Origin of the sequence: Hyphomicrobium sp. (genome assembly GCF_019744875.1) — a bacterium.
Taxonomy (GTDB): Bacteria; Pseudomonadota; Alphaproteobacteria; order Rhizobiales; family Hyphomicrobiaceae; genus Hyphomicrobium_C.
This window is the reverse complement of the sequence record NZ_JAIETU010000005.1, coordinates 991,451-1,011,810: the sequence shown is the minus strand read 5'-3', so window position 1 is coordinate 1,011,810 and position 20,360 is coordinate 991,451. Positions and strand designations below refer to the sequence as shown.

Sequence of the window (20,360 nt, the reverse complement as noted above, 5' to 3'; positions counted from 1 at the left end):
TGAGGCGAAAGCCGCGCTACGCCCGGTTTTTGCGCTCGCGAAGATCGGCGAACACTTTCCAGTCTTCGGCAGTCACGAGGCCGGTCGTCTTGCGAATAGAAGGCTGGTCGACGCGCAGGAACACGTTCGTCTCGAGCTCGAGATCGATACGCGTCGGCAGCGTGGCGCGGCCCTCAGCGCGCGCGGCTTCAGCCGCGGCGAGACGCGCGGCCAGGCGCGCGTTGTCCGGCTCGATCTGAAGCCCGAATTTGGCATTCGACACCGTGTATTCGTGCCCGCAGTAGATCGACGTTTCGCGCGGCAGCGCCGCGATTTTCGAGAGCGAGCCCCACATCATCTGCGGCGTGCCCTCGAGCACCCGGCCGCAGCCCATCGCAAACAGCGTGTCGCCCACGAACGCGACGCTGGCCTGCTCGATCCAGTAGGTGACGTGCCCGAGGGTATGGCCAGGCGTGTCGAGCACTGCGATCTTGAGACTGCCGAGCGAAAGCACGTCCGGCTCGCCGACCAGTTGGTCGAGCCCCGGAACGCGTGCCGCTTCGCCCTTGGGTCCAATCACTTTGCACGATGTCTTCGCGCGAACCGCCGGAATGCCCGCAATGTGGTCGGCATGATGATGCGTGACGAGGATGTGCGTCAGGTCCCAGCCGCGCTCGTCGAGAGCTGCCAGCACGGCGGCGCCATCCGGCGCGTCGATCGCAAGCGTGACGCCCCCTTCCCGATCGTGGACGAGAACGCCATAATTATCCTTGAGGCACGGGAATTGGTGAATTTCGGGCTGGGTCATGACTTCGCAATGTAGCCGGCCTGCATGGGTGCCGACGGCTTACCGGAAGGCTATAGTCGCTCTCGCGTCATTTCAATGCCGCTTGGTCATTTCCAGGGCAGATTGCATAAAAAGACGATCAATTCGGAACCCGTCACCCGCATGCATGTGGATGTTGCCTCGCTCAAGGAGTTCTACGCGACCCCGCTTGGGCAGATCGCGCGGCGCTTGCTGGCGCGGCGCATTCGCACGCACTGGGGCGCGGCGACGGGCGACACGGTGGCCGCGCTCGGGTTCGGCACGCCGTTTCTCGGGGCCTACCGCACTGAAGCGCGGCAGATCTGCGCCCTGATGCCCGCAAGCCAGGGCGCACTCATCTGGCCGCCTTCGGCTTCGATCCTGTCGACGCTCGTCGAAGAAGGCTCCTTGCCGCTGCGCGACAACTCCGTCGACCGGCTGCTCGTCGTCCACTGCCTGGAGGTCGCCGAGCAGGTCAAACCGCTGCTGCGCGAATTGTGGCGCGTGGTGAAGCCGGAAGGACGTGTGCTCGTCGTCGTGCCCAACCGCCGCGGACTATGGGCGCACGTCGACACGACGCCGTTCGGCCACGGCCGCCCCTACAGCCGTTCGCAACTCGACACGCTGCTGCAGGAGTCTCTGTTCACGCCGGTATCGTGGGAGACCGCCCTGCACCTGCCGCCGTTCGACCGCGCCATGCTCGTGCGCTCGGCCGCCGCGTGGGAACGTATCGGCGCAAAGATGTCGCCGCGCTTCGGTGGCATCCTGATGGTGGAGGCGCGCAAGGAAACGATGGCGCCCATCTCCGGCAAGGCGGTCCGCGCCAAAGCACTGCGCGAGATGGTCACCATTCGCTGAGGCACGAGACCGAGCGCCTGATCTGTACCTCTGCACTTTTCCCTCCCCCTTGTGGGGAGGGCCAGGGTGGGGAGAGCCCCAGACGGTGGGGGAACCCCAACAGCGAACGCGATCTACGTCTTGCGCCGCAGCTTGAACACGGCCTTCTCGCCGAGCAGGTTCTGCAGCGAGAGCGAGCGCTTGATCGGCAGCCGCTGTCCCTTGGCGTTGAACGCCACCGCATCCTCGACCTCGGCATCGACCAGCGCGACGAGATCGACGAAATCCTTGATCGTGCAGAGATGCGCGTCTGCGGTCGTGTACCAGGGCTCGGGCAGGTTCGGCGTCATCGGCATGCGCCCCGAGAACAGAAGCTGCGCGCGGATCCGCCAATGCCCGAAGTTCGGGAAGGACACGATGGCGTGCCGGCCGATGCGGAGCAGGTTCTCCAGCACCGTCTTCGGATCGCGCGTCGCCTGGATCGTGAGCGACAGGATGGCGAAGTCGAATGCCTGATCCGGGTAGTCGGCGAGATCGCGATCCGCATCCCCCTGGATCACGGAAAGCCCCCGCGTCACGCACAGGTTGACCTTCTCGCGCGACAGCTCAACGCCGCGCGCATCGACGTCTTTCGTTTCCGCCAGCAGATGCAGCAGCGCGCCGTCGGCGCAGCCCACATCGAGCACGCGCGAACGCGGCGTCACCATTTCGGCGATGAGCGCATGGTCGGCGCGAACCAGCCCTGAGAATGGAACGGCTTTCTGCATCAGCCCTGCTCCTCGCCAAGAGAAAGTCCGCGCTTGGCCATCGCCGCCGTCAGGAAGCCGCGCACCGTCGCATGGAATTCGGGCTCATCCAGCAGGAATGCGTCGTGGCCCTTGTCGCTTTCGATTTCGACGAAGCTCACGTTCGCCGCCACCGCATTGAGCGCCTTCACGATCGCCTTGCTGTCGCGCGTCGGATAGAGCCAGTCGCTGGTGAACGACACGACGCAGAACTGCGTCTGCGTGCCCGTGAACGCGTTGGCGAGCTTGCCACCATGCGCGCCTTCGAGGTCGAAGTAGTCCATGGCCCGCGTGATGTAGAGATAGCTGTTGGCGTCGAAGCGGTCGACGAACGTCGAGCCCTGATGGCGCAGATAGCTCTCGATCTTGAAGTCGGCATCGAACGAGAACGACCGCGTCGCGCGGTTCTGCAGGTTGCGGCCGAACTTCCCCTGCAGCGCCTTCTCCGACAGGTACGTGATGTGCGCAGCCATGCGCGCCACCGCAAGCCCGTTCTTGGGCACCACGCCGACCTCGGAATAAGCCCCGCCCCGCCACTCCGGATCCGCCATCACGGCTTGCCGGCCGACCTCGTGGAAGGCGATGTTCTGCGCCGTATGCCAGGGCGCCGTCGCAATCGGAATGGCCGTCGCCACGCGGTCCTTGTGGCGCGCCGCCCATTCGAGCACCTGCATGCCGCCCATCGAGCCGCCGATGACGGAAAACAGCACGTCGATCCCGAGGTGATCGATGAGGCGCACCTGCGCATCCACCATGTCGCCGATGGTGATGACGGGGAAGTCGAGGCCGTAAGGCTTGCCCGTTTTCGGGTTGGGGGACGCAGGCCCTGTCGAGCCCATGCAGCCGCCGAGAATGTTCGGGCAGATGACGAAAAACCGGTCCGTGTCGACGGGCTTGCCAGCGCCCACGAGCGCCTGCCACCAGCCGGGCTTGCCGGTCACCGGATGCACGTCGGCGACGTACTGGTCCCCGGTCAGCGCGTGGCAGACGAGGATGGCGTTGGACTTGTCGGCGTTGAGGCGTCCATAGGTCTGGTAGGCGATCGTGAGCGGCGCTAGCAACTGGCCGGATTCGAGCTTGAGCGGCGCGTCGTCCGGAAACACGGCCACGCGGCTTGAAGGGCTGTGAACCTCGGACAGGCGCTGATCCGCCTTCCCGTCGAGCGGCGCCGAGGTCGCGCCAATGCCCGAAGACGTACCAGTGTCCGAAGACGTGCCCATACCTTGCGCGCTCCCACACCCGCAGCAGGGTGCGGGCACTCGACACCGGCCTGAACTGGACCGGCCCAACCGAACATGATCCGGGTGCGCGACGGCCCATTTAGCGACTTATTTAACGTGGCTGCAAGCCGGCCGGCCAAATCACCACGAGTGCAAAGCTGGCCTTCAATATCGGAGCTGAACGCGTCCGGTCAAGGGTTCCGCCCCCGGTCGTTCGTACTTGGGCGGCATGGCCGGGCGCGAGACGGGGAACGGCGGCCGCCATTGCGGCGTTACATTTCTGCGTTAACGGAAGAGCAACCAAGCATCTCCAATGATCCTTGGCCAGACCGAGTGGGCCGAGCGGCGCAGTGGTGCCACACCACCCGCCGAAACCGCTACCGCAACATCGACAGTCCGAGCAACGTGGGTTAACGTAGAGCCATGAAAAACATCGGTCTCTTTAAAATTATCGCCGTTGCAGCCGTGCTCGCACTGCCCACGGTTTCCGCTCCGGTCTTCGCCCAGAGCGCAGGCGCCAAATCGAAGCCGCTGCGCGGCGTCGTTCGGCCGGCACCCCGGCGCGGCGGCTACTCGTACAAGTATCTGCAGGGTGTCGACACCCGCAAGTTCACCGACCCGACCAAGACCGAACAGACGGTTGGCGGGCCGTTCGACAACGGGTTCTTCTTCTCGTCGCCCACCGCTCCGCGCGGCGGCGACAGCCCGTACATGCAGTAAGCGGGCTCCGCCCCGGCTGCATCTCAGGAATTCGAAACCCGCTCAGGCCTGGCCTCGGCGGGTTTCATTTTGTCTGGCCGCTGCCTGACGTGGTTTGCAGCCTGTCGGGATGCAGACTGCCGGCCGCTAGAAGAAAACTTCCAAACTCAATTTGAGCGTGGTCGCAGGCGTGTTGCTGTTCAGGCCGAACAGGGCCCCGACCCCGAGGCTCACGGGCTTTTCATCGTGGCCGTCGTCGTCGCCTTCAGGTGCATGCGCGGTGCCCCCGAGCCCCGGATCGAAGTTCCAATAGACCACCGGGCCAATGCGATGCTGGTCGAAATCGCCGAACAACGCGGCCTCTTCGCTTCGCCCGCCCCGGCCGCCGACGCGTTCGATCGTGCCGTAGGTCTCAAGCGCGAAATCGATGCTGTCCGACCAATGATATTTCAGGTGATTGGCGTAGGCGAAATCGATCTTTTCGTCTCGCTGTCCGGCGTCGTTTCGCTCGCCACCCAGGAACTGCACGAGCGTCGGAATGAGCGTGAGCTGCCAGGGCCCGCTCGCCCACTCGAAGATCGGCCCGGCAATGAGCGTCTTGGCTTCCCCGCTCTCGGCCGGCACCTCATACTCCACCACGAACCCGAGCCCGATGCCGTCGCCCTTACGCGGAATGGGGATCCAGATCACTTCGGCCGCGTACTCGTCGAGCTTGAGATCCTGGAAACCGTCCGCCTCCCGCAGCGTCGTGAACTCCTCGCGCCGTTCCGCCTCGTACTCGATGCCGATGCGCGTCTTGAGCGAATGCGTGATGCCGAATTCCAGCTCGAGGGCGTTGCGGTCGCGCGCCTGGGAATTGTCGTCGCCTTCGAGTTCGCCGTTTTCGAGAACGGTCTTGCGGCGCGGAACGCCAAGCGCATAGGCGTTCTGGCTCTGAAACTCGATCTCGCCCGGCTCGGAGTCGAGCGTCTTGACCTCGAACTGGCCGATCGCCGGGCCTGCGCCAGCCCCAGCCGGAAGGCCGGCAGCCCCCGCGACAGTCAGCACCCAGATCGCGCTGCGCGCGCCCGCCACCCTTAACCCACACATACGCCCTCCCCAGGGACATTTTCCCGAGTATTCGGGACATATGTGCAATATCAAGGCAATTCTGACACGCCGCTGACATCGTGACGGGAGTGTCGCCGCTGGGCCGCGGCCCTAGGGACGGAGCGAGACAGGACAGGACGGGTCATCCGCACCCCAGCGCGCGCCGTCCTGCCGCAAGAAGGCGGCCGTTAGCGCCCCGCGAACAGGCCGTCGAAGCCGAACAGAACCGACAGATCCTTCATCGTCTTCGGCGAGAGGTTGCGTCTTAAGTGATGCACGTCTCGATAGATGAACTCGCCGTTGAGTGAGGTCATGCATTCGCCGCTCGCGCACATCGCCGGGCCGGGCGTCAGAACGAGGGTGCTGGGCGACTTCAGGGAGGTGAACAGGTCCACGATCATGCCCTGCTGCGCGGTGAACGACTGCAGGGTCAAACCTTTGGTTTGCTTGGTGCAAGGCTGCCGCAGGATCGCCGCTCTGTCCTGCGCGTTGCACAACGATGGCCGCGTACCCAGAAACAACGGGACGTCGCTGACGAGAACGATCTTGCGGCCCGGCGCGGCAGCTTTGGCGATGATTTTCGTCAGGCTCTGGCGGACGAGCTCGACACCCTTCGTGAGGTTCCCGGCCGGAACATGATCCGTGAAGATGTTCCCGAACACGCTCGACCAGAACCCGGCGATCACGAGATAGGTCACGTCCTTGTTTTCGGAGAGATACGTAAGGACGTTGTCTCGGAAGATTCCGCAATTGCGCGAGTAGGCGGGATCTTCCTTGATGAACATCTTGTAGGGCTCACCGATCGCCGGGGCGCATTTGTACGCCAGGGCCACGGAAACATCCTTGCCCTCGATGGCGGCGTTGACGATCGGCGCCATGTGCTGCGCATGGCTTTCACCCCACAAGACCACCTTGGTCCCTGCCTTGTCCCAGGGCGCTCCGAAATTGCAGGCCTTCGTGAAGGCTTTGCCATTCGCCGTAAGAGTGACGAGCCGCGGACAATCCCACTTCCACATGACGTCCAGCCCGGTCATGCCCGCCTGATCCGCGGGGAGCCTTGAGACAAAGCCTCCCGCCGCGACCACAGACAACGAGAGCGCCGCCACGCCACCGGCGATCGCCAGGCTGGTGGCCACGGTGCGCGCCGGCGATGCCAAAGGCTTGCGAAAGGGCCGCTCGATAAAGCGCCACGACAGGGCGGCAACGACGATCGAGAGCACACCGAGACCGAGGGCGGTCGTCGGGTCCGGCATCTTGCCGTTGGCGTAGTGGCGGAAGAAGACCAGGATCGGCCAGTGCCACAGATAGAGGCTGTAGGAGATGAGGCCCACCCAGACCATAGGCCGGAGCGACAAAGGACCGGCAAAGACGGTGGGCGACTTGGGCCAGATCACCAGGGCCGCGCCAACGCAGGCATAGGCGGCGTTGAGGCCTGGGAACGGATCCTTGCTCGTAATGACGAGATAGCTCCACGCGATCAGCGCGAGCCCCGCTACAACCATAACCTCGCTCAGCAGGCGGCTTCCGATCCGGGGCAGAAACGCCAGGATCGCGCCCAGCGCGAGCTCCCAGGCGCGCGCATGCGGAAGATAGAAGGCGGCCTTGGGGTGGACTGAAACGTCCCAGACGGCAAAGGCGAAGGCCACGGCAAGCCCAATCGCCAAAACGCCGGCGACAACGCGCTGTGACGAAAGCCGCGTCATCAGCAGAAACAGCAGCGGCGGCCACACGAAGTAAAACTGCTCCTCCACGCCCAGCGACCACATGTGAAGCATGGGCTGAAGATCGGCGGCCTGGTCGAAGTAGCCTGTGTTCCAGAAGAAATAGAGATTGCCGAGGCCGCCTGCGGAATAGGCGGCGCTCTTGGCCATGTCGGCGTAGTCGCCGGGAATGAGCAGGAACCACCCGGCCACGAGCGACACGAGCAGCACGGCGAACAGGGCAGGCGCAATTCTGCGGAGGCGCCGGTCGTAGAAGCCGAGTAAAGAAAATTCACCGGCCAGGATCTCACGGCGCAAGATGCTGGTGATCAGAAATCCCGAGATGACAAAAAAAACGTCGACGCCCGTGAAGCCGCCGGGCAGCCAAGTCGCCCCGTAGTGGTAGACGAGAACGCCAAGAACCGCGACTGCCCGCAAGCCGTCGATGTCGGACCGATAGTCGGGTCTGGCATTCATGTCGCGAACCTAAACGTTGACCAAAGCCTTGCGGGCGCGCGACGCGGGCGCGGGTCCAAAACCAGCGGGGCGCCCTCCAAGATCATATCGAGGCGGATCGAGCGAGCAGAGAATGCTGGCGTTTTGCTTGTTGTATAAGGCGGCCGGTGTCAAGGAACGGGTATCGCCGCGCGCCGACGGGGACTGGAGAAAGCCCTGGCGCTGGCACGCGCTTGCAACACGCTGGCCTTAGCGAAGGCGCCCACGAGGCTGCACGCGCTTCGCTATTGACCTCAATTTTGCCTTCCCGCAGATCAATTGCGATGGTTTGCCAAAGAGGCGGGTTGTCCGCCCCTCCGTCCTGACGTCTTGTGCGAGAGCCAATGGAACATGTGCTGATAACGGGGGCTTCGGGTTTCTTCGGCCGGACAGTCGTCTCGCGCCTCGCCGCTGCGGGCCACACGCTCACGCTGGCGAGCCGCCGGCCTGCGACCGTACCGGCCGCGACTGGCCCCCACCGCCATGTCCATGTCGGCGATCTGTCGGGCAGCACCGACTGGCGAGACGCCCTGGAGGGCTGCACAACGGTCGTCCATCTGGCCGCGCAGGTTCCGGGCGCCGGCGTCTCAGAGGATCGGTTCCGCATCGTCAACGACGAAGCCACCGCCGCATTGACGCGACAGGCGGCAGCAAGCGGCATCCAGCGGTTCATTTTCATGTCGAGCATCTTCGCCATCACCGGCAACGCGTCGGACGCGACCGTATCGGATGACACCGTGCCGTCACCAGCCTCCGCCTATGGCCGTTCGAAACTGGACGCAGAAGCTCACGTCCGGGCCTTCGCGGAGAACGGTGATCGCATCGGGATTTCGTTGCGTCCCGTCATGGGCTACGGCGCCGACGCGTCCGGCAACTGGCGTTTGCTGCAGAAGCTCGCCGCAAGCCCCCTTCCACTTCCGTTCGCCGCAGTGTCCAACCGCCGCTCGCTGATCGGCGTCGATAATCTTGCCGATGCCGTCGCGGCTGTCATCGCCAAGCGAGATGATGCTCCGACTGGAGCATTCGCGGTTGCCGATGCGGATCCCGTAAGCCTGGCCGACATGCTCCGCCTTCTTCGCAAGGGCATGGCGCGTCCGGCGCACCTCGTCCCCGTTCCGCCCGCGCTTCTGTCCGGCCTGCTGCAAGCCGCCGGTCAGGCGAAGATCGCCAAGAGCCTGCTGGGAGATCTGGCCGTCGACTCATCCCGCTTTCGCGAAGCTTTCTCGTGGTCTCCGCCGCAGAACGTTCGGGACGGCATCCAGCGGTCCGGCGCGGAGTTCTCGAAGGCCCGTTGACGGGCATGTCAGGCGAATGGAACCCGAACCCGCTAGCGACGCGGCGCAAGCATCTCACCGAAGTAGACGACGCTGCTGCGCCCGCCGAAGCGCGCCAGCGCGGCATCCTTGATCTCGGTGGAGAAGGCGGGCGTCTGGATCACGGCATCGACCAGAGCGACAATCTGATCCGCGAGTTCGGCCGCATCGAGCTTACCCGCGCAATAGAGCAGGCCGGGCAGCTCTCCGAACTGTCTCGAATCCCCCGTATCGCGAACGATCGCGCCACACCCCGAGACGAGCGCTTCCGCAACCACGCGTGACGGATAGTTTGTGGCTTCCTGCATCGACAGCGCCACCGCAACACCCGGAAACAACGCCTTGGCGTCGGCATAGCCGACAAACTCGACCGGAACTCCGCCCTGCGCCAGAGCCGCAATCCGGTCAGCGACGTGCCCCTCCATCGGGCCGTACCCCGCGATCCGGATCGCGAAACCTAGGCGCGCGCGACTACCGATGTGCCGCCAGACGTCCGGCAGCACGTCGAGCAGATCGTCGATGCCCTTCAAGGCGACGAGCCGGCTGACCAGCACGACAATGGGCTGCCGCGCGGCGTCCGACGGAGGCGGTGTCTCGATGAACGTCCCTCCCGGCGTCAGGCTCATCTTGCGGGCCATCCGGTAGCCCTTCATGTTCGAGAAGATCGCCGGACTGAGAACGTCGACCCGATCGACGACGAAGAACGACAGCCACGTCCAGCCATCCACGCGGTTGCTGAGCGTCGGCCTCGGAGTATGCACGCAGTCCGCAACGGAAAGGCTGATCCTGTCGCCGCGCCCGAGATGCAGCGGCCAGAGGCAGTTCAACGGGTAGTGAAAGCTGCTTCCGCGTGGAAGCGTCCGCAGAATTCGCCGGTACTCGCGGATAAAGGCGCGCGGTTGCCAGACGTCGAGCGGAACCGGGATGACCGCGCCCGCCAGATCAGGCTCGTCCGGGTGATCTCCGAGCAAGCGCCCCGAAAGGCTGGACGGAGCAATCAAGCGGACATCCTGTCCTTGCGCGCGCATGCCACGAAAAATGTCGAAGAAGCGCTTTTCCGCGCCGCCGTAGGTCGGAGACACAATCACGATGTAGGCACGCGGCCCAGATGCCGGCGTGATGCCTGATGCGGCGCGAGCCTCGGATGGCGGGCGATCGATGTTTTCGGTCATCTACGGCTCAATGTGGCGGCGGATCGTTCCGAAAGCAGCGCGCTGGAACGGCAACGGAACACGATACGGCCGTACACATACGCGAAAAGATCGGCGAGATCCGCTCCAAAGATCGATCAGATCCGAACCGATGTCATCCCGGGCAACCGCCGCGACACGCGTTTCGATGCCGCTCCACCCATCGGGCCGGGTGAACGCGGCGCGCGTGTCAAAACCCGCCCAATCGTGGACAATCCCCGACCCGTCGTCTATATGCGCCGGAACGCTCCCTCGCCGCGCTCCGCGCATGCGGGAGGTTACGGCACCGCGCCGCCAAGGGCCTGGAAACAACCTGGTAAACCGAACCGTAAGCAAAATTATCCATATGAAACGCGTGTTCGATTTCATTGCGGCGCTTCTCGTTATGCCGATCGCCGCGCCCGCGGTGTTGATCTGCGCCCTGGTCGTGAGGATGACGTCGCCGGGGCCGGCCATCTTCCGCCAGACACGGGTCGGCCTGCATGAGCAGCCGTTCACCTGCTACAAGCTGCGCACGATGTTTATCGAAACCCGCGACGTGCCGACCCACCAAAGCTCGGCGTCCTCGGTCACGCCCGTCGGAAAATGGCTACGCGCCCTGAAGCTCGACGAGTTGCCCCAGCTCTGGAACATCATACGTGGCGACATGAGCCTCGTTGGTCCGCGCCCGTGCCTTCCGTCGCAAGTCGAGCTGGTCGCTGCGCGCCGCGCGCGCGGCCTCTACGAGATCCGGCCGGGCGTCACCGGCATTTCTCAGGTTGCGGGCGTAGACATGTCCGATCCGGAGCGCCTGGCGGAACTTGACGCACGCTATCTGGAACAGATGTCGCTTGGCACCGACATTCGGCTTATCCTTGCGACTGCGCTCGGCGCGGGACGCGGCGACCGGGTCCAGAACTAGGCGATCACCTTTTGCAGCGGCCCCACGCAACGCAGTGCTTGGGCGTCGCGCGCGATCTCAAAGCTCCATGATGTCGAGGATCACTTTGTTGACGCGCCGCGCGTCGTAGCGCTCTTCCGCCATCTTGCGGCTTTCCGCCCCCATGGGCTCGATGATGTCGGGATTGTCGACGAAGCGCCGCATCGCCGCCTCGAGGGCGTCCGCATCACGCACGGGCACGAGAAAGCCGTTCTTTCCATCGACGACCGTCTCCCGGCATCCGACAGCATCGGTCGTAATGACCGGCCGCGCCATCGCCATCGCCTCCTGCGTACTGCGCGGCACACCCTCCCGATAGGACGGCAGCACGAAGACGCTCGACTGCGCCAGCCAAGGCCGCACGGGTACGTGGCCCTGCCACTCGATCACGCCTTCGGCCACCCAGGAGTTCACGACGGCCTCGGCGATGGCCGCCGGATTTGAATCCAGGCCGCCGAGCAGCAGAAAACACGTCTCCGGATGCGTGGCCTTCACCCGCCGGGCCGCCTCGACGTACTCGTAGATCCCCTTGTCCCGCAGAAGGCGCGCGACGAGAAGGAAAACGACGGGGCGGGTCACCGCAGGCGCCGGGCGCCAATCGTTCAGATCCAATCCGATCGCACCGATAACGGTCGCCTTGCTCGGCTCGACCAGGGACCACCGCTTGAAATCGGAAAGATCGTCCTCGTTGAGGAAGAACACGCCCGTGGCCATGCTGAGCGCGCGGCGATAGAGCGACTTGACGGTGGAGCGAACCACCGACCTCTTGAAGCTCTCCGCCGTATCTTCAATGAACGCGTATCCCAGCCCCTCGATCAGCGCGTAGCGGCGCTTCACTCCCGCCAGCCGCGCCGCGATCGTGCCGTAGACGACCGGCTTGATGAAGTAGCTAAGCGTGACCGCGACACGCTGTTCCCTGAGAATGCGCACCAGGCGCCGCATCGCGAAGAGATCTGCAACGGGATTGAGCCCGGTCCGCGTAAAGACCCAGTCAACCGGCTCCGCGCCCAACGAGCGAACGGCTGCCCGCGAGGTGTCGTCATAGTCAGGCGCCATCGCCAGAACATGCCAGCCGCGGCCGATGATGTCCTGGATCAGGGGACCGCGGAAGTTGTGAATCAGGAACGCCTGATTGCCGATCAGCGCAAGCCGCCGCTCGTCCTTGTCACCCCCGAGCGCGGCAGCCTCATCCACGCGGGTGCCTGTGGCTTCAAGTCTGGTCATCGTGCAACCAAGCCAGTCTCCGCGCCCGTGGCGGTATCGGACGTGCGAGGCTCGGTCCTCCCCGCGTCCCGCTCCGCCTGCCGCGCCGACACGGCCTCGCTGTGCAGCACGAGGGCATACAGGAAAAAGAAATACACGAACGAATAGTAGCGCCAGTGCGTGATCTCGCTCCACATCATCGGGATCGGCGCGACGAACCCTGCCACGATGAGCCGCTGCACGATGGGGCTCATCTGCCGGCCGCTCATCCAAATCCAGCCCGCAATGGAGAATATGATCAAACTCAACACAGATACCATCGCTCCGATCACATCCTGATGATCGCCGATCACATAGCCGAACGGGCGCAACGTGGGCAGCAGAACGTATTTGACCGGATACAGCAGGGCGTATCCATATTGCTCGACGACCGCATTCATGATCGCGCTGATGGTTCCTGAATCATCGAGCAGACTTTCGGACGAATACTCGGGCACCATGCTTTTGATCAGCGGAGCCACAAGCGAAATCGCAACGAGCCCTCCCACGATCAGAAACCAGCGCGGATTTGAGCGTCGCGGCACCGCGAACAAAAGCATGAGAAACGACGCGACCATGTAGTAGCGGGCGCAGAGCGCGAGCAGCATGGCCACAAAGAGATGCCAGAGGCGCCCCCGGATCATGTAGCTGCCGTAAAACATCGCGGCGCACATCGCGTAAATCTCCTTGTTGAGCCCAAGGAAACCGAACGCGAAATAGGGAAAGATCATCGAGAAGAACAGAAACGTCATGCGACCGCTGAACGTCGAGAAGCAATCGAACGCGACTTTCATGCTGACCGCCATGAGCAGTAGGTTCGCGGCCTGGATGATGAACAGATTGCCGTCGGCCAGGATCATGAACAGGATGGGCGACGCGCGCAGGAAGATCGTCCAGTTCTCGAGCACATCGACGTTGTGATACCCGCGTTCGTAATGTTCGAAGTAGACAGATCCGTCAGATGAAAAGCTGAGAATCGCCCTGCTGATGTGCGCTTCATAGAGCACGTCGCGAAGCAGAACGAGAGCAACGGCGAGAACGGCGAAGACGAAGAGAAGAACGAGGCTGCTCTGGCGAATGCGCCCCGTCATGTGGCAGCTCCCGGAAAATGTCGCCGATGAAAATCCGCCAATTTGTCATAGAGCCACGCTTCGCTCGGAAATTCGTCGTGCGCCCGTTCCGGCCGGGCCAGATAGGCATCGAGATCTTCGGCGGACCAGCCCATTTTTTTCAGGAAGTAGTCGATGTCGACTTGAAGGTCGTCGGGATCGGGATAGGGGCTCTGCTCGAGCAGCCCCTTGGCCTTCTCGCGGCTCATCTGCCCCGAGCAGACCAACGACGAGAGATGCATGCGCCGCTTATCGATGCCGAACTTGGTCGGCAGGATATGTCCCTGATAGAATCTTGTGAAAATCGACTCATAGTGCTTGTAGGGATAGGGGCGGTATCCGAGTTCCTTAGCCAGAAAATCCATGCACCGCTGCTTGTCGTAGTCGACGTAGTCGAGGAACGGCACCCATTGGATGCCGCGCACGGCGCGATCGAAAACGTACCGCAGCACGCCGATGGTCGGCAGGCTCCGGACTTTGACGCCGCCGCGCCGCGCGATCGCAAGCAGGTTTTTGCGGTCGAACTTGTTCCAGTTGAAATTGCGTGGAACGCGCATGCCCTCGGTATTCGTATTGCTACCCGAAAGCAGATACTTCAGCCCGTAGCGGACGGCGAGGTTGTAATTCACCGCCAGCATGGCGTTGTCGTAGAGCAGCTCGACGTCAATGACGTCCGCATCGAAAAAGCTCTGCTGGAGCGCCCGATACTCGCGCCAGTCGACCACATGCGTGTAGAGATCCACCTTGAGCTTGCGCACCAGGTTTTCGATGTTGTTGACGGCCAGTTCCGAGTTCCAGCCGTTGTCCATGTGCACGGCGAGCGGCCGAAGCCCGTGCTGGCGCGCCGTATAAAGCGCAAACGCGCTGTCGGCGCCACCGCTAAGGCCAACGATGCAATCGTAAGGCTTACCGCGCCCGGCCGCGCGGACCTCATCTACAAACGCCTTCAGCCTCCTGTCCCGCTCGTCCGCATCGACGTGCTTCGACGCCGCAAGCTTCACCGACATATCCCTGCAGAAGTTGCAGCGTCCCGCGTCGTCAAAGACGATGTCGGACGCGACGGCGTTCATTACGCAATGAGTGCATTCCTGAGGATTAGACGTCATGTCTGCAACAACTCGCGCACCGCATAGTCGGGATAGTTGATCAGAACGGCCCGATGGGGACCATAGAACACGAAAATGCTGCCAGCCGCAGCGGCTGACGCGCCGCACTGAAGCGCCGTGCGGAGATCGGCGGGATCGGCGGCCCCCCCGCAAGCGATGACCGGAACGTTGACGGCCGCTGCCACCTTCTCGATGAGCGCCGTATCATAGCCGCAGAACTGCCCGTCGCGGTCAACGCTGTTGAGGAAAATTTCACCCGCACCCGCATCCACCAGAGCCTTGCAGTGCTCGACCGGATCCAGCCCCGTTAACCTCCGACGGCCCGGATGATAGACACGCTGGCGGCCGCGCCAGTCGCGCTTGACATCGATGGCGGCCACGACGCTGCTCGCTCCCAGCTCGCGCGACAGAGCACGCACGAGATCCGGATCGTCAATCGCCGCGCTGTTCAAGGAGAGCTTCTCCACCCCACACGCGATAATGCGGCGGGCCTGGTCGAGCGTGCGAATCCCGCCTCCGTAGCAGAGCGGCATGAAGCATTCGCCGGCGACGCGCGCGATCAGCTCGAAATCAGGATCAGCCCCTGTCCGCGAGGCGACGATATCGAGCAGGATCAGCTCGTCGACGAGCTTGTCGTTGAAAATCCGGATGGCGTTGATGGGATCGCCGACGTACTTCGGCCGCGAAAAGCGCCGCGTCTTGACCAGTCCGCGGTCTTGCAGCAGCAGGCAGGGAATGACGCGTTGGAAGAGCGTTGTCATAGAGCGGCAAACCTCTTCAGCAGTGCCTTGCCGAAACCTTGGCTCTTCTCGGGGTGAAACTGCACGCCGAACAGATTGCCGACCTCGAAAGAGGCGACGAACTCCTGCCCGTAGAGGCACCCGGCCGCCATGGCGGAGCGGTCGTCGGTTCTGACGCAGTAGCTATGCACGAAGTAGAAGCGCTCGGGTCTCTCGGGCGCCGGATCGAACAGCCGCGCGCCTGCCACCGGCCGCACCGCATTCCAACCCATGTGCGGAACGCGCAGACCCGGTATCGAGAATTTGTGCGTCGCCCCTTTGATCCAGCCAAGTCCCGGAACGGGGCTCTCCTCGCTTCCTTGCGTCATCATCTGCATACCGAGGCAGATCCCGAGCAACGGCTTGCCCTGCTCAAGAGCGTGCCGTTCGAGCAGCGGAATGAGCCCGGTCGCGGCGAGCTTTTCCATGCCGTGGCCGAAATTCCCGACCCCCGGAAGGATGAGCTTGTCCGCCGCTTCGATCTCAGCCGGATCGGCGCTGAGACGCGCGCGCGTCCGGTTGACGCGCAGCATGTTGAGGATCGACCCCACGTTCCCGACGCCATAATCCACGATCACGATCATGAGGATGTCCGCGCGTGAGAAGGAGAAACTGTCGCCGCCCGTGCAAGAAGCGCGCGATAGAAGGCCAGCTCCTCGGCGTGCCGGCTTTCGACGTCGTACGGCGCCCGCACCTTGTCGCTCGCCGCACGCGCCCCGATCCAATCCAAAATCGCGCCTGCTTCGAGTGTTCCGAACGTCACGAGCCCCTCGGTTTCCAGCTCCCTGAAAAAGCCATATAGCGCGCCTCCCGGCTGCAGCGTCGGGCAGATCATCAGCGACGGCACCCGCGTGGCGGCCGCCTCGCCCACGGAGCTGCTGGACATGGTGATGTGCCCGACCGCCTCGTCGAGCAGCAGCGGCAACGGCCGCGTGCTCGCCTCCCGCCACTCGACATTGGGAAATCGCGTCGGCAGCGCTTCGATGTAGGCGCGGTGATGGCGGTAGCCGTTCTGGTTCATTTGGATCGGATGCATGCGAATGAGGAAGTCATAGGCGTCGGCACCCTTTGCAAACACCTCCTCCAGCACGGGATGCAGAATTCCGTTCGGAATGATGTTGCTGAGATAGTCCCGCTCCCCGTCATAGCCCCACTGCAGCGTGACCAGAACCTTCTTGCGTCCGCCTTGCGCCTGCGCGTGTCTGGAATGCGCGCCGCGCGCCTTGCGCAAGCTGTGCAGCCACGGATGGTTGGTTTGCAGTGCCGTGATGTCCCGTCCCGCACAAATCGTGGTCATTGTGGCCTGGGACACATCGTCGAAACTGATCAAAACATTGGGCAGATGATCGTCCGGTACCGCCATGTACGCGGTCATGATCGTGTTGTTCAGGCTGTAGTTCGATCCGTGCAGCGCTTCGGCGACGAGGATGCCGCGTTGTCGAGCGGCCCGGCACAACGCGGCCGGCGGTTGGATGGAGATCAGCATCCGAGGCTTGATCCGGTCCAGGAGGCGACCGTAGAACGCCATCTCTAGATCAAGGCGTGCAGTGCTGCCTCCCAGCCCCAAAGATCGGGCAGCAACCGCGCGTCCGCGCAGAGCCAGCGCGCGATAGTTCATAGTCATGCTCCCGCCCTTGATGGTGGAGCCTGGAAACAGAGCCAACGGATGTGTGAGATTGACGGCCTTGTAGCCAAGCTCGCTCACCGTTCGGCGAATACCTTCAAGAAGCGGCGAGAACCTCTTTCCGTCCTCGACCATGGACCTGTCGACGTCATGGCACGAGTAGAGGACCACGTCCCCCTCAGGGCGCGCCACAGAGCGGTCCGGAACAGTGAAAGCATGCCCGAGACGCGACAGCGCGCGGAACTTGGTCTGCAGGCTCATGCCGTGCACCCCCGCGTCAGGCGCGTTCGAGATTGCGCGGATACCTGCCCCTCACGCATAGCGGTCACCCGTACGCGCGTGAATGACCATGCTCGGATCTGCCGCATCCGGCTCAACGATGCGCGAGCCTTCGAGGTGCGATTGCACCAGCGCAAACAGGATCCTTTGGCCCTCGAGAATGTCGCGCCGATTGACCGCATTGTGCGCAATGGCGCCCGCCTCGCCGTCGAGGCAGCCGACGAGTTCTGAAACCGGAGCAAACGTACCCTCCGCGTCGGCCGCCGGCAGCGTGCCGTCGAACGGACGCGCGGACGGAAAAATAGCGCCATCGCGCGACGCATAGACCTCGACGCGCCCACCGTTGGCGCGGACAGCGATTTCGGCGTCCTTGCAGCAAAGCACGAGATCGGCGCCGAGCGACTGGGTGACAATCCCCGCCACGCCGTCATCGAAATAGACTGCGGCGGACACCACCGTCGGATCGCTCTCGATCTCGGTTCGCGAAGCGCCCTCTATGGCTCCGCTCAATCGGCATTGCACACCCGTCACGCGGCGCTGACCGGCCGCAAACAAGATGAGATCAACGGAATGCGCGTGCGTCCAATAGAGCGCCGCCGAGCCGAAATTCACGCGGATCTCCCGCAGCGGCCCATACCGTCCCGAATCCGCAAGCCCCTTGGCAAAGCGGTAGACGGTCATGAACCGCCGGACGGCGCCGTAGGTGGCGAACACATCTCCGCTGCCGAGAAGCGTCGTGAGCCGCCCGAACTCGCTCACGCTGTTGCACAGCGGCTTCTCGACATGCATGGCGCGAACGCCCATCTCAGCCGCGTCGAGCATGAGGTCCGCGCGGCCCACCGTTCGCGTCGCGATGCACAGAAGCTGCGGCCGCACCTCCTCTATGAGCTTGCGCGCGTCGATGTAGGTCGCCGGGACGTGATACGCCTTCGCGGCCTTTGCAACCGCCTCCGCGCTCGTATCGCAGAGCGCGCTCAAGTGCAGCCGCTCATGACGCAGCACAGCCTCCGCATGGCTCAAAGGAAACCAGAAGTTCGGAACTTGGCCACGCAGGCTTTCGGACGTGAACGCGCCCATTCTCCCGCAACCGATGACAGCGCTGTTCAGTCTTGTGACCATGTGAGCGTATATGTGATTGGAGACTTGTTGCGGGCGAGAAGATACTGATAGGCGCGCTCGATGTCGGCACCCCGATAGGTGCCGGAGACGAGAGCAGCCGCGTCGAGATCTCCGGCGACGATGCGCTGGACGATGAACGCCAGATTGGCTTTGACATTGTATCGCGCGAAGCCCCGGTCATCCGGCTTCTCCGGCGACAACCCCACGGCTTCGATGCGCAGTTGCTTGGTGTAGAAGTATCGGCTGTCGAGCGGATTGCGCAGCGGAGGCTCCACCCCGCGTCCCGGAAACCCCAGCACCGCGATCGTGCCGCGTTGGGCGGCCGCCTTGAGCGCCAGATCCCAGTCCGCCCACGCGTTGGTTGTCGCGATCACGACGTCGGCCAGCGCATGACCGGCGCTCTCGAGCAACCGCTCGAACTCCGCCCGGCTATAAACGGCCGACGCTCCGAAATCGCGCGCGATGCCGGCCGGCACGGGATGATCCGAGATGCCGACGACATCCGCACCCGCCAGAGCCGCCATCCGAACCGACGTGAGACCAAGCGCGCCAAGGCCGATGACGAGCACGCGGCTGCCTGCGCGCACATCCGACCGCAGCACCGCGTTGTAGCCGAGATGAAACAGATACGCGCACACCGCGTCCTCGGTCTTTGCGTCGGGCGGCAAGCGCACCTGCACCCCCGACTCCGGCAGGACGAAATGGCTCCGATGCGACGTGAAGCTGAGCACGCGGTCGCCCACACGGACGTCGCGCACAGCGTCGCCGACCGCGAGAACGCGCGCCACGTTGCAATAGCCGAGCAGGCGCGGATAGCCGATCCCGGGACGCAACGCCGGAGCGCCCGTGTAGGCTGCAAGCTCGGTCCCGGGCGAAATCGCCGTCACCAGCGTCTCGCACAGCACGTCGCCGGATGAGAGGGCGGCGAGCGGCAACGGCGCAAGTTCGATCTGTCGCGGCGCGACGAGATTGACGACAATGGCGTCTCGCGGCATCGGGCGTTGCGTCATGCGAGCAAATCCCAGCTCACCGGCGTTCCCCGGCGGACATCCGCCTTGAGTTTGCGTCCGATCACTTTGTCGATGTGCTTGGGCGCCAGCCCCATGCCGGGCCGGATGATGCGCACGTGCGCCTCCGTCAATATCTCGCCGGCCGCCACATCTTTCACGAAATAGATCGACCGGCGGAACTGGAGCGACTTCTTTTCCGCATCCGACGCGCCGTACCGGATGTTGCCGAGCGCCTGATGGGCGCGCTCGGTTTCAATCACAAGCTGGGCAAGCTCGTGCGGCTCCATCGAGAATGCGCTGTCGACGCCGCCTTCGGCCCGCGAGAGCGTGAAGTGCTTTTCGATCACCGTCGCCCCGAGCACGACGCTCGCCACCGACACGCCGACCCCCATGGTGTGATCGGACAGGCCGACCTGGCACGCGAACAGATCGCGCATGTGCGGGATGGTCAGGAGGTTCGTGTTGTCCGCCGTCGCCGGGTAGGTGCTCGTGCACTTGAGAAGAATGAGATCCTTGCACCCTGCACTACGGGCCGTATTCACGGCTTCGCTGAGCTCGGCCACGTTCGCCATTCCGGTGGAGATGATCAGCGGCTTGCCCGTACGCGCAGCCTTACGGATCAGCGGCAAATCCGTGTTTTCGAACGACGCGATCTTGTATGCCGGCGCATCGAGGCTTTCGAGAAAGTCCACCGCGCTCTCGTCGAACGGAGACGAGAAGCAGACCATGCCGAGCGCCTTGGCCCGTTCCATAATCGGGCTGTGCCACTCCCACGGAGTATAGGCCTGCTGGTAGAGCTCATGCAGGTTTTTGCCGGACCAGAAGCTGTTCGGATCCGTAATGGCGAAATCGCCGTCGGCCACATCGATCGTCATCGTGTCGGCCGTGTAGGTCTGCAGCTTCAGCGCATGCGCCCCCGCCTTCGCCGCCGCATCGACAATCGCCAGCGCCCGGTCGAGCGACTGGTTATGATTGCCCGACATCTCAGCGATGATAAATGGCGCATGGCCCGGACCAATGTTCCGCTCGCCGATTATTATCGTGTTTTCTGATTGCATGTT

General features: G+C 63.7%; 19 protein-coding genes and 1 riboswitch. Of the genes, 4 read left to right on the top strand and 15 right to left on the bottom strand.

What is annotated here, in order from left to right; all coding sequences use genetic code 11:
* Nucleotides 1–16 precede the first annotated feature (16 nt).
* Complete coding sequence (gene gloB, locus K2Y42_RS14745; RefSeq protein ID WP_291153914.1) at nucleotides 17–787, bottom strand: hydroxyacylglutathione hydrolase; 771 nt, start codon at nucleotides 785–787, stop codon at nucleotides 17–19.
* A 141-nt stretch (nucleotides 788–928) separates the two neighbouring features.
* Here gloB and K2Y42_RS14740 point away from each other — a divergent pair, with 141 nt between their 5' ends.
* Nucleotides 929–1,642, top strand: a complete 714-nt coding sequence (locus tag K2Y42_RS14740) for a class I SAM-dependent methyltransferase (RefSeq protein WP_291153912.1) — start codon at nucleotides 929–931, stop codon at nucleotides 1,640–1,642.
* A gap of 113 nt (nucleotides 1,643–1,755) precedes the next feature.
* Here K2Y42_RS14740 and metW read toward each other — a convergent pair whose 3' ends face one another.
* Nucleotides 1,756–2,388, bottom strand: a complete 633-nt coding sequence (gene metW, locus K2Y42_RS14735; protein ID WP_291153910.1) for a methionine biosynthesis protein MetW — start codon at nucleotides 2,386–2,388, stop codon at nucleotides 1,756–1,758.
* The gene (locus tag K2Y42_RS14730) at nucleotides 2,388–3,626 is read right to left on the bottom strand and encodes a homoserine O-acetyltransferase (protein ID WP_291153908.1); all 1,239 of its coding nucleotides are present in this window, start codon (nucleotides 3,624–3,626) and stop codon (nucleotides 2,388–2,390) included. The genes metW and K2Y42_RS14730 overlap by 1 nt, the downstream gene beginning before the upstream one ends.
* Before the next feature lie 79 nt (nucleotides 3,627–3,705).
* Nucleotides 3,706–3,784: riboswitch (SAM riboswitch) on the bottom strand.
* Nucleotides 3,785–4,049: 265 nt separating this feature from the next.
* On the opposite strand from K2Y42_RS14730, the gene K2Y42_RS14725 reads away from it, so the two are divergent.
* Nucleotides 4,050–4,346 (top strand): hypothetical protein, encoded by a 297-nt coding sequence (locus K2Y42_RS14725; RefSeq protein WP_291153906.1) that lies wholly within the window; start codon nucleotides 4,050–4,052, stop codon nucleotides 4,344–4,346.
* Nucleotides 4,347–4,472: 126 nt separating this feature from the next.
* Here K2Y42_RS14725 and K2Y42_RS14720 read toward each other — a convergent pair whose 3' ends face one another.
* Both K2Y42_RS14720 and K2Y42_RS14715 read right to left on the bottom strand, forming a co-directional pair.
* The gene (locus K2Y42_RS14720) at nucleotides 4,473–5,414 is read right to left on the bottom strand and encodes a hypothetical protein (RefSeq protein WP_291153905.1); all 942 of its coding nucleotides are present in this window, start codon (nucleotides 5,412–5,414) and stop codon (nucleotides 4,473–4,475) included.
* Nucleotides 5,415–5,602: 188 nt separating this feature from the next.
* The gene (locus K2Y42_RS14715) at nucleotides 5,603–7,591 is read right to left on the bottom strand and encodes an acyltransferase family protein (protein ID WP_291153904.1); all 1,989 of its coding nucleotides are present in this window, start codon (nucleotides 7,589–7,591) and stop codon (nucleotides 5,603–5,605) included.
* Nucleotides 7,592–7,953: 362 nt separating this feature from the next.
* On the opposite strand from K2Y42_RS14715, the gene K2Y42_RS14710 reads away from it, so the two are divergent.
* Complete coding sequence (locus K2Y42_RS14710) at nucleotides 7,954–8,904, top strand: NAD-dependent epimerase/dehydratase family protein (RefSeq protein ID WP_291153902.1); 951 nt, start codon at nucleotides 7,954–7,956, stop codon at nucleotides 8,902–8,904.
* Nucleotides 8,905–8,936: 32 nt separating this feature from the next.
* On the opposite strand, the gene K2Y42_RS14705 is transcribed toward K2Y42_RS14710, so the two are convergent.
* The gene (locus K2Y42_RS14705; RefSeq protein WP_291153901.1) at nucleotides 8,937–10,094 is read right to left on the bottom strand and encodes a glycosyltransferase; all 1,158 of its coding nucleotides are present in this window, start codon (nucleotides 10,092–10,094) and stop codon (nucleotides 8,937–8,939) included.
* A gap of 364 nt (nucleotides 10,095–10,458) precedes the next feature.
* Here K2Y42_RS14705 and K2Y42_RS14700 point away from each other — a divergent pair, with 364 nt between their 5' ends.
* Entirely contained in the window at nucleotides 10,459–11,013 is a 555-nt protein-coding gene (locus tag K2Y42_RS14700) for a sugar transferase (protein ID WP_291153899.1), read from the top strand.
* Between the two features lie 57 nt (nucleotides 11,014–11,070).
* Here K2Y42_RS14700 and K2Y42_RS14695 read toward each other — a convergent pair whose 3' ends face one another.
* From K2Y42_RS14695 to pseI, 9 genes are read right to left on the bottom strand one after another with little or no spacing between them, the layout of a single operon-like run.
* On the bottom strand, nucleotides 11,071–12,255 hold the full coding sequence (locus K2Y42_RS14695; protein ID WP_291153897.1) for a glycosyltransferase family 4 protein: 1,185 nt from the start codon (nucleotides 12,253–12,255) through the stop codon (nucleotides 11,071–11,073).
* Nucleotides 12,252–13,364: a hypothetical protein gene (locus K2Y42_RS14690; protein WP_291153896.1), complete on the bottom strand. Its 1,113-nt coding sequence runs from the start codon at nucleotides 13,362–13,364 to the stop codon at nucleotides 12,252–12,254. Before K2Y42_RS14690 ends, K2Y42_RS14695 begins: the two co-directional genes overlap by 4 nt.
* Nucleotides 13,361–14,488 (bottom strand): N-acetyl sugar amidotransferase, encoded by a 1,128-nt coding sequence (locus K2Y42_RS14685; RefSeq protein ID WP_291153894.1) that lies wholly within the window; start codon nucleotides 14,486–14,488, stop codon nucleotides 13,361–13,363. Before K2Y42_RS14685 ends, K2Y42_RS14690 begins: the two co-directional genes overlap by 4 nt.
* Nucleotides 14,485–15,249, bottom strand: a complete 765-nt coding sequence (locus K2Y42_RS14680) for an AglZ/HisF2 family acetamidino modification protein (protein ID WP_291153892.1) — start codon at nucleotides 15,247–15,249, stop codon at nucleotides 14,485–14,487. Before K2Y42_RS14680 ends, K2Y42_RS14685 begins: the two co-directional genes overlap by 4 nt.
* On the bottom strand, nucleotides 15,246–15,851 hold the full coding sequence (hisH, locus tag K2Y42_RS14675; protein WP_291153890.1) for an imidazole glycerol phosphate synthase subunit HisH: 606 nt from the start codon (nucleotides 15,849–15,851) through the stop codon (nucleotides 15,246–15,248). Before hisH ends, K2Y42_RS14680 begins: the two co-directional genes overlap by 4 nt.
* Nucleotides 15,848–17,152 (bottom strand): hypothetical protein, encoded by a 1,305-nt coding sequence (locus K2Y42_RS14670; protein ID WP_291153889.1) that lies wholly within the window; start codon nucleotides 17,150–17,152, stop codon nucleotides 15,848–15,850. The genes hisH and K2Y42_RS14670 overlap by 4 nt, the downstream gene beginning before the upstream one ends.
* A 51-nt stretch (nucleotides 17,153–17,203) precedes the next feature.
* On the bottom strand, nucleotides 17,204–18,289 hold the full coding sequence (locus K2Y42_RS14665; RefSeq protein WP_291153888.1) for a Gfo/Idh/MocA family oxidoreductase: 1,086 nt from the start codon (nucleotides 18,287–18,289) through the stop codon (nucleotides 17,204–17,206).
* A complete protein-coding gene (locus K2Y42_RS14660) occupies nucleotides 18,274–19,299 on the bottom strand; it encodes a zinc-binding alcohol dehydrogenase (RefSeq protein ID WP_291153886.1) in 1,026 nt (341 codons plus the stop codon). Before K2Y42_RS14660 ends, K2Y42_RS14665 begins: the two co-directional genes overlap by 16 nt.
* Entirely contained in the window at nucleotides 19,296–20,357 is a 1,062-nt protein-coding gene (gene pseI / locus K2Y42_RS14655) for a pseudaminic acid synthase (protein WP_291153884.1), read from the bottom strand. Before pseI ends, K2Y42_RS14660 begins: the two co-directional genes overlap by 4 nt.
* Nucleotides 20,358–20,360 lie beyond the last annotated feature (3 nt).

Bases quoted from the DNA above. Each gene is read 5' to 3' on its own strand.
- gloB (WP_291153914.1), bottom strand. From the start codon at position 787: ATGACCCAGCCCGAAATTCACCAATTCCCGTGCCTCAAGGATAATTAT.
- K2Y42_RS14740 (WP_291153912.1), top strand. From the start codon at position 929: ATGCATGTGGATGTTGCCTCGCTCAAGGAGTTCTACGCGACCCCGCTT.
- metW (WP_291153910.1), bottom strand. From the start codon at position 2,388: ATGCAGAAAGCCGTTCCATTCTCAGGGCTGGTTCGCGCCGACCATGCG.
- K2Y42_RS14730 (WP_291153908.1), bottom strand. From the start codon at position 3,626: ATGGGCACGTCTTCGGACACTGGTACGTCTTCGGGCATTGGCGCGACC.
- K2Y42_RS14725 (WP_291153906.1), top strand. From the start codon at position 4,050: ATGAAAAACATCGGTCTCTTTAAAATTATCGCCGTTGCAGCCGTGCTC.
- K2Y42_RS14720 (WP_291153905.1), bottom strand. From the start codon at position 5,414: ATGTGTGGGTTAAGGGTGGCGGGCGCGCGCAGCGCGATCTGGGTGCTG.
- K2Y42_RS14715 (WP_291153904.1), bottom strand. From the start codon at position 7,591: ATGAATGCCAGACCCGACTATCGGTCCGACATCGACGGCTTGCGGGCA.
- K2Y42_RS14710 (WP_291153902.1), top strand. From the start codon at position 7,954: ATGGAACATGTGCTGATAACGGGGGCTTCGGGTTTCTTCGGCCGGACA.
- K2Y42_RS14705 (WP_291153901.1), bottom strand. From the start codon at position 10,094: ATGACCGAAAACATCGATCGCCCGCCATCCGAGGCTCGCGCCGCATCA.
- K2Y42_RS14700 (WP_291153899.1), top strand. From the start codon at position 10,459: ATGAAACGCGTGTTCGATTTCATTGCGGCGCTTCTCGTTATGCCGATC.
- K2Y42_RS14695 (WP_291153897.1), bottom strand. From the start codon at position 12,255: ATGACCAGACTTGAAGCCACAGGCACCCGCGTGGATGAGGCTGCCGCG.
- K2Y42_RS14690 (WP_291153896.1), bottom strand. From the start codon at position 13,364: ATGACGGGGCGCATTCGCCAGAGCAGCCTCGTTCTTCTCTTCGTCTTC.
- K2Y42_RS14685 (WP_291153894.1), bottom strand. From the start codon at position 14,488: ATGACGTCTAATCCTCAGGAATGCACTCATTGCGTAATGAACGCCGTC.
- K2Y42_RS14680 (WP_291153892.1), bottom strand. From the start codon at position 15,249: ATGACAACGCTCTTCCAACGCGTCATTCCCTGCCTGCTGCTGCAAGAC.
- hisH (WP_291153890.1), bottom strand. From the start codon at position 15,851: ATGATCGTGATCGTGGATTATGGCGTCGGGAACGTGGGGTCGATCCTC.
- K2Y42_RS14670 (WP_291153889.1), bottom strand. From the start codon at position 17,152: ATGAGCCTGCAGACCAAGTTCCGCGCGCTGTCGCGTCTCGGGCATGCT.
- K2Y42_RS14665 (WP_291153888.1), bottom strand. From the start codon at position 18,289: ATGGTCACAAGACTGAACAGCGCTGTCATCGGTTGCGGGAGAATGGGC.
- K2Y42_RS14660 (WP_291153886.1), bottom strand. From the start codon at position 19,299: ATGACGCAACGCCCGATGCCGCGAGACGCCATTGTCGTCAATCTCGTC.
- pseI (WP_291153884.1), bottom strand. From the start codon at position 20,357: ATGCAATCAGAAAACACGATAATAATCGGCGAGCGGAACATTGGTCCG.